Source organism: Fictibacillus sp. Mic-4, assembly GCF_049843615.1.
Classification (GTDB): Bacteria; Bacillota; Bacilli; order Bacillales; family Fictibacillaceae; genus Fictibacillus_A; species Fictibacillus_A gelatini.
Map to the genome: position 1 here is coordinate 70,318 of NZ_JBBHZM010000006.1, position 12,126 is coordinate 82,443.

The window sequence follows — 12,126 nt, forward strand, 5'->3', positions numbered from 1 at the left end:
TCAAAAAACGTTCGTATATTCTCACTATACCTAACTTTTATTAGGATGTCAAAATTTATTGAAACTATTAGAAAGGTTTCTTTCTGTTAATTTTTTACATATGCAACGCCAGTGAGTCTAGAAGAGTTTACTTTTTTATCCATTCCAGAAATTCTATACGGTTTCCAAAAGGGTCGAAAACATAGAACCTATTAGCTCCAGGCAGATGATCATCTTCAATAACAGCAACGCCGTTTGTTCTAAGGTGTTTTTTTAACTCCTCAACCTTTTCGATTTCAAATGCAGGATGTGCCTTTTTAGACGGGGAAAATGGTTCTTCAATCCCTATATGCACTTGATAATTTCCGAATCTAAACCAGACCCCGCCGCGTTTCTTTAATTCTTCCGGCTTTTCAATTTCAGCCAAACCTAAAATATTCTTATAAAACTTTCTTGCAATGTCCTCACTGCCTTTAGGAGCAGCCAGCTGAATATGGTCAATCGCTTTAAAAATAAAAGACATTTTGATCCTCTCCCTTTGCTTTGCTCTCCCCAATTTTAGGCGAAACAGGATAATAAGAAGATTTTAAAATGATTATTCATAAGCATAAGTCTTGCTTATCAGCAAAATAATGAAGGCTGCTTAAACTCTAATTCACTTTAAGGGCGAAAACATAGGAAGCATCACCGTGCATTTCGTCCGTCCACCATACGTCGTACGAATAATAATAGATGCCTTTTTGTGAAGGTGCCCTAAACTGATGATTTTTTACCTCGATTTCAGCTTGATTGCCTTTGTTCATTTGCACAACATGGAATTCATTCGGTTTTGGCTCATAATCCATTGCAAACGTTACATTTTCACCTGGTTTTACTTTTATGGGCTTTTTTTCTTTTAATAAATCGGTTGGCCCAACGGTATCCACACACGATGTTTTCCAGCAATACGTGCCCAATTTCGTTTCATAGGTTTGATCACCAATCTTTATGAACGCTTTTGGCGGCTTTTCCCGGGCTAACTCGCCATTTGAACACCCCATGATATTCATTGCAACAAGAATAAGTAAGACGGCCAACCACCGATTCATTTAAATACCACCTTTACACCCTTCATTTTTTGTCAGTGCGACCATAATGAGTGTTACGAGCCCCATTGTTTAATGCCGGCTAAAGGACATTTTTCATGCCATGGACCCTGATTTTGTCCTTTAGAACCTTTCTATAAGACACTTTTCATACTGCGGGCCACAATTTTGTCTAATAGAGCTGGTCTAAAGGACACTTTTTATACCGCAGGCTCCGTTTTCATCCATTAACATATACATGATTAAAGCAACTCCTTCACCATCGTATAATAACTGCTACCGGGCGGATAATCTTTGATTTCGCCTACCACTTTATATCCCTTTAATTCATAAAAAGAACGCGCTTGAAATTCAAAAGTAGTTAACAGGGCTTTTTTCGCTCCTTTTTCCATAGCGATTTTTTCAGTTTGATCGAGTAAGCGCCCGCCTAATCCTTGCCCCCTGAATTCTTCGCTTAGCCACAAGTCGTTAATTTCAACCCAGCCCCAATATACTTCTGCGTTGATGCCCCCGATCCATTGTCCATTATTGTCTGATGCAATGATGTTTATTGGCTGTATAGAGCCACTTTTCCTTGCCTCTTTATGATAAATAGAGCGTTCATTATTAAACTCCTTTATCTTCGCCTTTAAAAAAGTTGAAAACTGATCGTTATTCTCCAATAAAACTTCGAAATTATCATTCATCATCACGTTCTCCTTGTTTAAATACAGTAGTATTTTTTGCAAAAAAACAGCTATTAATTTGTAAAATGTGCCATAACTATTAAGTCATGATATGTTTCGCTATCAATCTTTATCGCCTTTACTTTGCGCCCTTCCTCGGCAAAACCCAATTTTTTATATAAACAGATGGCATTCGAATGGTCTGCGAATACTTCAAGGCAAACTTTTTCGATTAAAGGATTTCCTTTTGCCCACTCTAGCAATACGGTTAATAGCGCTTTACCAACTCCTTGATTTCTAAATATGCCCGCAACGCTCATACCGAAAGCGCCTTGATGTTTAGTTCTCTCTTTATGTCCATTATGGAAATCTAAAAAGCCAATGACTTCTCCTTGATACTCAGCGATAATCGCTAATTTCCCCTTATCGTCTGCCATCTGTTTTAATCACTCTTTTTCTTGATCATACGTTATATTAAATTCTGCCTCGGTCGTAACTAAATAAGGCGCCTCGCTAATGATTGCCTTGTTAAATGCAAGTATCTTTTCGGCATCTTCCGGCAATGCTGCTTTTACGTAAAATGTTTGGCCGTTCTTTGTTTGAAAAAGTTTTGGTTCAACTTTTTCCAAAAAAGCACCCCCTCCCATTCATATATAGATTCTTCTATTCCAATATTTTTCCTCCTGCCTTGCAAGAAAGAAGAACCTACTTTTGCCTCACCTTGAAATCAGCATAATTCTTCAGACTTGGAACTTTTAATTTTTTCCAGTTTTGCATGCGAGAAAAGAAATTTTGGACAGAAATTTCGAGTTTGGAAAATAAAATTAATTACCAAAGAACCGACAGAAATCGGCTTTTTGTCGTTCAACTTTAGGCAAAAAAATAGGCGGAATCGGCATTAGTCGATTCCGCCTTGAAATTTTAAAACTTATAGTTGAGTAATGCTAAATTTGTATTTTGTAATCGAATCGTATACCTCGCCTTTTTCCAAGATCCACGACGGAAAATGCGGGTGGTGAATGGCATCAGGGATTCCCTGGGTCTCCAGGCAAATACCGAGGTACTTTCGGGAAGGAACACCGCGAATTTCGCCATCGTCAGCCAGCTGATTCCCTGAATAAACGACAACGCCCGGTTCATCCGTTTCAACGGTCAATGTCCGTCCACTTTCCGGATCACAAAGAACCATTTCGTGATCACGGTTGGCGCTTAATAGAAAAGGATGGTCATATCCTTTCCCGGCAAGCTCATTTTGCGGGTGACCGGATTCAATGCCAGTTTTTATAACCCTCCCACCCCGGAAATCAAAAGGGGTATCAGCTACATCCGTGATTTCCCCGGTCGGCAAAAGTTCGCCGTTTAACGGGAAAAATTTATCGCTTTTTATCGCCAACGTATGGTTTAAGACGTCTCTTTTTAAATTACCGCTCAAATTAAAGTACGAATGGTTCGTTACATTTAATAGAGTCGTTTTGTCCGATTGGCCGCAATAATGGATAATCAATTCATTATGGTTATTTAACGTATAAGTAACCTGCATTTCTACATTGCCGGGATAGCCTTCTTCACCATCGGGGCTTATGTATTTGAATTGCACCGCGGCTTCCTCTTCGTTTTCAAATACAGAAGCGTCCCAAACGACGCGGCTAAACCCGTTGATCCCGCCATGAAGGTGGTTATTGTTATCATTTTTTGCCAAAGAATACGTTTTTCCTTCAAGCTCAAAAGACGCTCCGCCGATTCTTCCAGCCACTCGTCCTACGACACATCCAAAATAAGACGAGTTGTCCATATACTCCTCTAAACTGCCATAGCCTAAAACAATGTTTTCAAAGTCCCCATTTCGATCAGGAGTGATGATTTTGGTGATGATGCAACCGTAATCAATGCACGAAACCTCTATCCCATGGTCATTCAGAATCGTATAGGATGTGACGGATCTATTTCCTATCGCCCCGAACCACTCCTGTAGCACTCTCATGTTTTCCCCCTCTTTCCCGCATATATCGCATCTTATTTCTTTCGATTCTATTTTCTAAACTCCTGCAGCTGTTGCCCGAGGCCTTTCGTTTGCCCATACACTTGTTTGTAAATGTGGAAAAGCTTTTTGTATTTTCTTGCATGATCGTTGTGCGGTTTGTACGTTTTTACCGGATGAATGAAGTTTTCTGCACACTCTTTTAGCGACGAAAACCAGCCACATCCGAATGCAGCAAGCATGGCGGCACCCATACCGGGCCCTTGTTCACTGGATAGCCTGACAATTTCGGCGTTAAAAATATCCGCCTGTAGTTGCAGCCACGTATCGTTTTTTGCCCCTCCGCCAATAGAGACGATCGTATCAATCGTTTTCCCGTTCTTCCTTAAGATTTCAATCGATTCATTCAATGAGAATGTAATTCCTTCAACCACTGCCCGGACAAAGTCACGGCGTTTGTGGGAAGCATCCATCCCGATAAAGCTTCCGCGAATGGCGGAATCCGCATGCGGCGTTCTTTCTCCTACTAAATACGGTGTGAAAATCAATCCGTTCGCCCCAATCGGTACGTGGTCCATCTCTTGCAACAGTTGTTCAAACGTTTCATTTTTGGCAAAGGTGTCTTTAAACCAGCTTAGGCTGTAGCCAGCGGCCAATGTGACGCCCATCGTGTAAAATGCGTTCTCTTTCCCGTGGTTGAAATAGTGGACCTTTCCTTTAAAGTCCTGATCATTGCGCTCTTCATAGGAAAGGACGACTCCGGACGTCCCGATGCTCGCAAGCGTTTTTCCTTCCGACAAAATTCCCGCTCCGATCGCTCCGCATGCATTGTCTGCTCCGCCGGCAAATACCTTAACAGACTCAGGTAAACCGGTCTTCTTCGCGAAATCGGGAGTAATCGTTCCAACAAGTTGATGGGACTCCACTAGCGGCGGACAAAGATCCGGATGAATGCCGACAAGTTCACAAATTTCTGTACTCCACTTTTTCTCGCCAATGTTTAATAACAATGTGCCCGCTCCGTCAGAATACTCGCTATGGACTTTCCCTGTCATGACAAAACGCAAATAATCTTTAGGGAGCATAAACAGATGCGCCTTCTGGAATACTTCCGGTTCATATTGTTTCACCCATAGAAGTTTTGGCAGCGTAAACCCTTCTAAGGCCGGGTTTTTGGCAATGGCAAGCAGCCGGTCTTTTCCAACCTGTTCATAAATTTGCCGGCATTGCTCTGTCGTTCTCGTATCATTCCATAAAATGGCGTTTCTTAGCACACGATAGCCCCCATCAAGCAAGACAAGCCCGTGCATTTGCCCAGAAAAGCTAATGCCTTCAATATCGCTTGTGTTTCCCTTTAAATGCTGAACGAGTTCGGCAATGCCTTCAGTTGTTTTCTCAACCCATTCTTGCGGGTTTTGTTCACTGTACCCGGATCTTTCTTGAATGAGCGGATAGGATCTCGAAACTTCATGACACACTTCTCCATTTTGATTGACGAGCAATATTTTAACCGCGCTCGTTCCAAGGTCAATTCCAATGACTGATTTCATTTTTGTCACCCTTTTGTAAAAATGCGCTGGAACGAATCCATTCCAGCACATCGATAGTTCGTTATACTGTTACACTGGTCAACGTTTCTAGCAGATATTGATTCACCAATGCCTTTAGACGTTCCTGGCGGCCGGATTTATTTTTGATTGCACCGAGCTCCAGTGCATATTGTTCAAGCTTATGGAAGTCTGTCTTGCCTTCGACGATCTCCAATCCGACACCTTTTCTGAAGCTTTCGTACCTTTCTTGAATAACAGCTTCCAATACGTTTTCCTCAATTAGTTTGTTCGCCACTTTCAAGCCAACGGCAAACGCGTCCATTCCGGCGATATGGGCATGGAACAAGTCTTCCGGTTCAAAGGAGCCCCTTCTCACTTTCGCGTCAAAATTAAGTCCTCCCCTGCCGAGGCCGCCGTTCATTAAAATTTCATACATTCCTAGAGTTGTAGAATATAAATCTGTCGGGAATTCGTCCGTATCCCAGCCAAGCAGCGTATCTCCCTGGTTCGCATCAACCGATCCAAGCATGCCGTTAATCCGGGCCACCCTCAGCTCATGTTCAAACGTATGGCCGGCAAGTGTCGCATGGTTCGCTTCAATATTAAATTTAAAGTGGTCGGAAAGGTCGTATTTTTGCAAGAAGGCAAGGCCAGTTGCAACATCGAAATCATATTGGTGCTTCGTCGGCTCTTTTGGCTTCGGCTCAATTAAAAACTGGGCATCAAAGCCAATTTCTTTCGCGTAATCTACCGCCATATGAAAGAAGCGGGCAAGGTTGTCCTGTTCAAGTTTCATGTCTGTATTCAATAACGTTTCATAGCCTTCACGGCCGCCCCAGAATACATAATTTTCCGCGCCGAGCTCTTTGCCGATTTCAAGCCCTTTTTTCACTTTGGCCGCTGCAAAGGCGAAAACATCGGCGTTGTTGGATGTCGCTGCGCCGTGAACATATCTTGGGTGCGTGAACATGTTTGCCGTATTCCAGAGCAATTTCACTTTGCTTGTTTTCATGTAATCTTTGATCATTTTAACGATTGGGTCAAGATTTTCATATGTTTCCTTTAATGTATCTCCTTCTGGCGCAATATCGGTGTCATGGAAACAAAAGAAAGGAACATTTAGTTTTTCAAACAATTCAAACGCTGCTTCAACGCGCGCCTTTGCAAGATCGAGCCCTTTGAAGCGATCCCACGGGCGGACCATTGTCCCAGCGCCAAACGGATCGGTTCCATCAGCGGTAAATGTATGCCAATAGGCAACAGAAAAGCGCAAAATTTCTTCCATCGTTTTGCCATTCACTTTTTCTTCCGGATTGTAATACTTAAAGGCAAATGGGTTTTTGGACGCCGGGCCTTCAAATTGAATTTGGTGGATATTCGGGAAATAACTCATGTCGTTCTCCTCCTTATTATTTTCACAATTTGCAACGCTTACAAAATACTTCATGTATGATTTCATTGTACGGCAAATTATTAGTTAGTGCATTAGATGAACTAAGTTTCGTGACTTTATTTTATCCTCTTTTTCTATAAGACTTCTTTTTCAAGCATTTTTCACGCCGGTTTTGTCCAGCTTTTTTCCATTTCCTCAAGCGTCTTCCCTTTCGTTTCAGGGACAAACTTCCAAACAAATAATGCCGACAGAACGCTCATTATCCCGTAGAAACTGTATGTCATCGCGCCGGAGTATTCCATCATCATCGGATATGTAGATGAAATTAAATAATTGGCGGCCCATTGCGCCGCGACAGCAATGGCTACAGCTTTCCCGCGGATCTTATTTGGAAAAATCTCAGAAATCATAACCCAGCAAATAGGACCCCACGACATCATGAAGGAAGCCGTGTAAATGATAATGAAGAGCAATGTGCTTAATCCAATGACATTAAAGAAGGCGAGAGACGCTACGCCAAACATGCCAATGGCCATGCCTATGGAACCCGTTATCAATAGAGGTTTGCGCCCCCATCGATCGACAGTCACAATCGCAATAACTGTAAAAATAACATTGACCAGCCCCATGACGATCGTTTGCAGCATCGATGCATCTTTTGCCGCCCCCATGCTTTCGAAAATTCTCGGTGCATAATAAAGCGCGACATTGATGCCAACGAACTGTTGGAATATCGAGAGCAAGATTCCTATGAAAATCACTAATTTTCCATACGCAAATAGCTCTTCGGAGGAAACATTTGCATTTATCGTTTGCTTGATTTCCTTTAAGATGCCGCCAGCTTCTTTTGAACCATTGATTTTCGCGAGAATTGACAGCGCTTTCTCATCACGGTTTTTTAACGCAAGGTAACGCGGTGTTTCCGGTACGAGAAGCAAAAGCAGGCCGAACAACAGGGCCGGAATCGCTCCGGATGCAAACATATATCTCCAGCCAACATCATTGATCCATTGTGTCGTTTCCCCGTGAGCAATGGTCCAGTTGACAAAATACACAACGACCATTCCAAAAATGATCATAAATTGGTTAAATGACACCAATCGACCGCGAATGTCTGCAGGGGCAATTTCCCCGATATACATTGGACAAACGGCTGAAGCAAGGCCAACGCCGATTCCGCCTATCATTCGATAAATGTTAAAGGCAATGAGCAATGAAATCGTCGGTTCTCCTTTTGTGAAAAACAAAAACTCAGGGTAACTGGCTCCAAGGGCTGAAACGAAGAATAAGATGGATGCAATAATAAGTGATTTCTTGCGTCCGAATTTCGTTGCAAAATATCCAGAAATGAGGCCGCCGATAATACAGCCGATTAATGCGCTAGAAATGGTTGCTCCGTGAACGAACGCCCCTAAGTGCAAACTGTCGATAAGATAGATTTGCAACGATTCCTCGGCACCGGATATGACAGCCGTGTCATATCCGAAAAGCAATCCCCCTATTGCGGCTACAAGCGTGATCGAAAAAAGGTAAAATAAGTTTCGTTTTTCTCCCATCGATTGCGAAAACAGCTGATGCTATCCGAAAAAGCAAGTCTCACACCCCCTTTTAAAACGCTTTCAAATGAATGATTAAAACTAAAGGTACCAGGGGGATGTCCAGAATTGCTTGAAGGATAATCGCATTCTTCTGTTTTCTTTCTCCTTTCCATATAAAGTTACACATATGCCCTACTTATGGAAATACACTTAAAACTTGCTATTTTCAGAATATTTTACCCACTCCTTTTCGCTTCTCATTCAAAACGAACGGCCAACGGCTAAAGATATTGTTCGATGGATTTATTATAACAACCTTATCTTTGTTTGTCTATTAAACTAACTATTTTATTGTTACGAAATATAAAAAGGGCTATAATTTATGATAGGCTATTGAAAAGAAAGGAATCGAAAGCATATGCACACGACCTGGAATCAACATGTAGTTAAAAAAGAAAACAAAGCGCTTGTCTTAAATTTGATCATCGACCATTCTCCGATTTCGCGCGCCGATATCGCACAAAAATCCGGACTAAACAAAGGAACGGTTTCATCATTAGTAGCAGAGTTATTAGAAGAACAGTTCATTTATGAATCCGGACCCGGTGAATCAAGCGGAGGCAGGCGGCCGGTCATGCTCTGGTTCAATAAAGGAGCCGGCTACTCCATCGGCGTTGACCTTGGTGTCAACTACATTCTTGGCGTGTTGGCCGACCTTCACGGCAATATTGTAAAGGAAGAAAAAGAAAAGTACGAACATTTGTCGTTTGAAGATACGCTTGATCGTGTGAAAAGGGTCATTTCCTCTTTAATGAATACGGCCCCGCCTTCTCCTTATGGCATTGTCGGAGTCGGAATCGGCGTTCCCGGAATTGTAAATAACGAAGGTGATGTTTTGCTTGCCCCTAATCTAGGTTGGGAAAACATCCACTTGAAAAAAGAACTTGAAAAACGATTTGAGTTCCCTGTTATCGTAGAGAACGAGGCAAATGCGGGCGCTTACGGGGAAAAAAGGTTCGGAACTGGACAGGATTTCGATCATCTCGTATATGTAAGCGCGGGGATCGGAATTGGAGCGGGCATCATTATCAATGGCGATCTTTATAAAGGAATCAATGGCTATTCCGGTGAACTTGGACATATGACGATTGATAAAAACGGAATGAAGTGCCGCTGCGGGAATAAAGGCTGCTGGGAACTTTATGCATCCGAGAAGGCATTACTTGCGAAAGCGCGGCAGTCACTTTTAGAAATGGATGAAGAAATAACCCTCGAGCGGTTAATCGAACTCGCAAGAAATAACACAGAGCTTGTCGTTCAACTCTTTAAAGAGATTGGCAACCATATCGGCTTAGGAGTTGTCACAACCACCCATGCCTTCAACCCTGAACAAATCATCATTGGAAACCGGCTTGCCGCAGCCAGGGAATGGATTGAACCCGGTGTAAAAGAAGCTATCGAAAAGTATACATTGCCTTTCCACCGGAAGGACATCCAGGTTAACTTTTCCGACTTATCCATCCCATCTTCTGCATTGGGAGTTGCTGCTTTTTCCACCGAAAACTTTCTTAAATCGAGATTGCAAAACTAATGACATGACATATAAAACATCAGCGGAAATAGCGTAGTGATACCATTCACCACGCTATTTGCGTGTAATATAAAATCTGAAAACCTCTGTCCGTGCAGGAATACGAATAAAGCAGCTTCATTAGAATGAGTGGTTTGAGATTTCCTGCAACAAGTAAAGAGAGGAAACTATGGTCTCCTCCCTTATATATCTTTTTATTCTTTTTTCTTATGGTTCACCGCTTCTAAAGGAGCGATGGATTCAGTGCCTATTTTTTCGTCGGACTCGACATACGCTTTGAGCATGGCCATTTTGTTTTCCCAAAACCGTTCAAAATAAGCGAGCCAATCATTCAATTCTCGAAGCGGTTCTGGCTCCGTTCGATATCTCGTTTCACGGCCGGCTTTCCTTTCTTTCACGAGCCCGGCGTCTGCCAAAATGTGCAGGTGTTTAGAAACAGCCGTCCGGCTCATCGGAAAATGCCCGGCTATGGCGGTGACAGGTAGTTCCTGTTCGGCAAGCAATTTTAGCAGCTTGCGGCGAGTGGGATCAGCGATAGCTTTGAAAACATCATGTTTCGGTGATGGTTCACCCATGTTTTACGCCTCGACGTACGCTCCCAATTTTTTATGAAGCCCCGCCCAGCCTTTATCCATATTGCCACGGACAGCCGTGTGAGGCGCTCCAAATTCTGTCGCTTTTTCAGCATCCCAGCCAGAATGAATAATAGTGACTTCTGTTTTGCCATCCAGATCCTTTAGTTCGAAACTCAGGGTCCAATCTTTTCCCCAATTAAAAGATAATCGGTTAGGCGGATCCACTTCCGTCACTTTACAAGGTGACATTCCGAACTCCCCTGCATTTAGATGAAACTCGTGGCCGACGACAGGCTCCATGTCATTTGGCATGAACCACGCAGAAAGGCCGTCTTTCGTGGCGACCGCTTTCCATACTTTATCTATTGGGGCATTGAATACTCCTGTATGAACGATGTCCTGCATTTTTGTATTGTTATCCATTTGTATAATCCTCCGACTTTTTATGTTATGAAACGATTTGGTTTCATTTCAGATTATATACAACCATTTGGTTTCATGTCAAAATAAAAGGGAATGTAAAATATTGTTATAGAACGACTAAAAAAATAGCTTGAAGGCGATAATTTGTCCCATAGAGCCTGTCTCAAGGACAATTATGGGTGCTGGAAGCAAAATTTTGTCCCATGGAGCCTGTATCAAAGACAATTATCAGTGCTGGAGGCAAAATTTTGTCCCATGGAGCCTGTCTAAAAACGAGTCTTTTGATTAGATGAATAACTCCTTTATTAGAGGAATAAATCGGTCAAGCCGGCGAATAAGCATGCGGTACCGAAAAATCATGATACATGAGAGGATCGTTCGGCTGAATCCCAATATGATTACAAATAAGTAAGCTCTTTGCTAAAAAATGATAAAAAAGGAGAGCCTCAACCACTCTCCTAATAGGTGCATTTATATACTTTCCAGTTGTCTTTTGTCTTGTACAAATAAAGGTGTTGCGTATATTCAGCTAATTCACTCGTAATGTATTGCTTAATATATAAGTATTCCGTGTTATTTTTCACGAAATATGTTACTGTTGGCTTTTTCGGGGAGTAGTCGGCGTTCCAATCAAAATCAAAAAAGTAATAGTAAGGCGCATCGGTTCCGATATAGCTGTACAACGTATTTCCGTATTTATCTTTGCCGTTTGGCTCCATATCATACTTGATAATTTTGTCAATGTAACTGCTCGTAAAGCTGGAGCCGAAATACAAGTGGATTTTTTTTCTGGTGGAACGGTCGGGAAGCGTTCGCAGCAGCTTAACTGGCTTGCTGACGATCTTTTTGGCATTGGAACGGGACATCGTTTGATAGTATCGGAGAAACTCGTTGCTGACAAAAGCAGTTGATTGACTGTACTTTATTTTCGCCCAGTTGTTTTTCGTGATCAAATAGACAGTAACTTTTGTTTTATCTTTTAAGGATCCAATTTTCTTATAAGACGTTCCCGGTCCTTTCCTAACATTAAGGCTTGTCGCATCGACAACGGCTGTTTTCGTTGTTGAAGCTTTTACTTTTAATCCGCTTAATTGAATGGTGGCAAACGTCAATACTGCAAGCGTAAAGATTTTCAATGCTGTTACTAAAAAGCTTCTTTTCACTGGCATACACGATCCCTCCCATTATTTTTTAAACTCCCTTTTCTCCCTTCTTCCGGCTTCAAATAATGACATTGATAATTATATGCGCCCTTATTGATGTATTACTTTCTCTTTTTTATTAAGGAATCCTTGTTAAAAAGCCAATCTTCTTACAAAAGATCCGTTCTAAAGGACAATCTTTCATGC

At 42.1% G+C, this 12,126-nt stretch carries 13 protein-coding genes; 1 reads left to right on the forward strand and 12 read right to left on the reverse strand.

Annotated elements, in window-relative coordinates:
- Nucleotides 1-127 precede the first annotated feature (127 nt).
- The 9 genes from WD019_RS06765 to xylE form a co-directional block, all read right to left on the reverse strand.
- On the reverse strand, nucleotides 128-502 hold the full coding sequence (locus tag WD019_RS06765) for a VOC family protein (RefSeq protein ID WP_026679486.1): 375 nt from the start codon (nucleotides 500-502) through the stop codon (nucleotides 128-130).
- Between the two features lie 127 nt (nucleotides 503-629).
- Nucleotides 630-1,067, reverse strand: coding sequence for a hypothetical protein (locus tag WD019_RS06770; protein ID WP_425711005.1), 438 nt, complete (start codon nucleotides 1,065-1,067; stop codon nucleotides 630-632).
- 239 nt (nucleotides 1,068-1,306) lie between these two features.
- Nucleotides 1,307-1,753 (reverse strand): GNAT family N-acetyltransferase, encoded by a 447-nt coding sequence (locus tag WD019_RS06775; protein WP_425711006.1) that lies wholly within the window; start codon nucleotides 1,751-1,753, stop codon nucleotides 1,307-1,309.
- Nucleotides 1,754-1,803: 50 nt separating this feature from the next.
- On the reverse strand, nucleotides 1,804-2,166 hold the full coding sequence (locus tag WD019_RS06780; RefSeq protein WP_425711007.1) for a GNAT family N-acetyltransferase: 363 nt from the start codon (nucleotides 2,164-2,166) through the stop codon (nucleotides 1,804-1,806).
- Between the two features lie 9 nt (nucleotides 2,167-2,175).
- Nucleotides 2,176-2,358 carry a hypothetical protein gene (locus tag WD019_RS06785; RefSeq protein WP_425711008.1) on the reverse strand — a complete coding sequence of 61 codons (183 nt, stop codon included), beginning with the start codon at nucleotides 2,356-2,358 and terminating at the stop codon, nucleotides 2,176-2,178.
- Between the two features lie 299 nt (nucleotides 2,359-2,657).
- Entirely contained in the window at nucleotides 2,658-3,710 is a 1,053-nt protein-coding gene (locus WD019_RS06790) for an aldose epimerase family protein (protein ID WP_425711009.1), read from the reverse strand.
- 47 nt (nucleotides 3,711-3,757) lie between these two features.
- Nucleotides 3,758-5,257, reverse strand: a complete 1,500-nt coding sequence (gene xylB, locus WD019_RS06795; protein ID WP_425711010.1) for a xylulokinase — start codon at nucleotides 5,255-5,257, stop codon at nucleotides 3,758-3,760.
- 61 nt (nucleotides 5,258-5,318) lie between these two features.
- On the reverse strand, nucleotides 5,319-6,650 hold the full coding sequence (gene xylA, locus WD019_RS06800) for a xylose isomerase (RefSeq protein WP_425711011.1): 1,332 nt from the start codon (nucleotides 6,648-6,650) through the stop codon (nucleotides 5,319-5,321).
- 161 nt (nucleotides 6,651-6,811) lie between these two features.
- Complete coding sequence (gene xylE / locus WD019_RS06805) at nucleotides 6,812-8,206, reverse strand: D-xylose transporter XylE (protein WP_425711012.1); 1,395 nt, start codon at nucleotides 8,204-8,206, stop codon at nucleotides 6,812-6,814.
- Between the two features lie 400 nt (nucleotides 8,207-8,606).
- Here xylE and WD019_RS06810 point away from each other — a divergent pair, with 400 nt between their 5' ends.
- Entirely contained in the window at nucleotides 8,607-9,779 is a 1,173-nt protein-coding gene (locus WD019_RS06810; protein WP_425711013.1) for an ROK family protein, read from the forward strand.
- 194 nt (nucleotides 9,780-9,973) lie between these two features.
- Here the strand turns inward: WD019_RS06810 and WD019_RS06815 are convergent, their stop codons facing one another.
- The 3 genes from WD019_RS06815 to WD019_RS06825 all read right to left on the reverse strand — a co-directional run bounded on the left by WD019_RS06815 (nucleotide 9,974) and on the right by WD019_RS06825 (nucleotide 11,946).
- Nucleotides 9,974-10,354, reverse strand: a complete 381-nt coding sequence (locus WD019_RS06815; protein WP_425711014.1) for an ArsR/SmtB family transcription factor — start codon at nucleotides 10,352-10,354, stop codon at nucleotides 9,974-9,976.
- A 3-nt stretch (nucleotides 10,355-10,357) separates the two neighbouring features.
- Nucleotides 10,358-10,777: an SRPBCC family protein gene (locus WD019_RS06820; protein ID WP_026679496.1), complete on the reverse strand. Its 420-nt coding sequence runs from the start codon at nucleotides 10,775-10,777 to the stop codon at nucleotides 10,358-10,360.
- A 458-nt stretch (nucleotides 10,778-11,235) separates the two neighbouring features.
- Nucleotides 11,236-11,946: an SH3 domain-containing protein gene (locus WD019_RS06825; protein ID WP_425711015.1), complete on the reverse strand. Its 711-nt coding sequence runs from the start codon at nucleotides 11,944-11,946 to the stop codon at nucleotides 11,236-11,238.
- Nucleotides 11,947-12,126 lie beyond the last annotated feature (180 nt).

Bases quoted from the DNA above. Each gene is read 5' to 3' on its own strand.
- WD019_RS06765 (WP_026679486.1), bottom strand. From the start codon at position 502: ATGTCTTTTATTTTTAAAGCGATTGACCATATTCAGCTGGCTGCTCCT.
- WD019_RS06770 (WP_425711005.1), bottom strand. From the start codon at position 1,067: ATGAATCGGTGGTTGGCCGTCTTACTTATTCTTGTTGCAATGAATATC.
- WD019_RS06775 (WP_425711006.1), bottom strand. From the start codon at position 1,753: ATGATGAATGATAATTTCGAAGTTTTATTGGAGAATAACGATCAGTTT.
- WD019_RS06780 (WP_425711007.1), bottom strand. From the start codon at position 2,166: ATGGCAGACGATAAGGGGAAATTAGCGATTATCGCTGAGTATCAAGGA.
- WD019_RS06790 (WP_425711009.1), bottom strand. From the start codon at position 3,710: ATGAGAGTGCTACAGGAGTGGTTCGGGGCGATAGGAAATAGATCCGTC.
- xylB (WP_425711010.1), bottom strand. From the start codon at position 5,257: ATGAAATCAGTCATTGGAATTGACCTTGGAACGAGCGCGGTTAAAATA.
- xylA (WP_425711011.1), bottom strand. From the start codon at position 6,650: ATGAGTTATTTCCCGAATATCCACCAAATTCAATTTGAAGGCCCGGCG.
- xylE (WP_425711012.1), bottom strand. From the start codon at position 8,206: ATGGGAGAAAAACGAAACTTATTTTACCTTTTTTCGATCACGCTTGTA.
- WD019_RS06810 (WP_425711013.1), top strand. From the start codon at position 8,607: ATGCACACGACCTGGAATCAACATGTAGTTAAAAAAGAAAACAAAGCG.
- WD019_RS06815 (WP_425711014.1), bottom strand. From the start codon at position 10,354: ATGGGTGAACCATCACCGAAACATGATGTTTTCAAAGCTATCGCTGAT.
- WD019_RS06820 (WP_026679496.1), bottom strand. From the start codon at position 10,777: ATGGATAACAATACAAAAATGCAGGACATCGTTCATACAGGAGTATTC.
- WD019_RS06825 (WP_425711015.1), bottom strand. From the start codon at position 11,946: ATGCCAGTGAAAAGAAGCTTTTTAGTAACAGCATTGAAAATCTTTACG.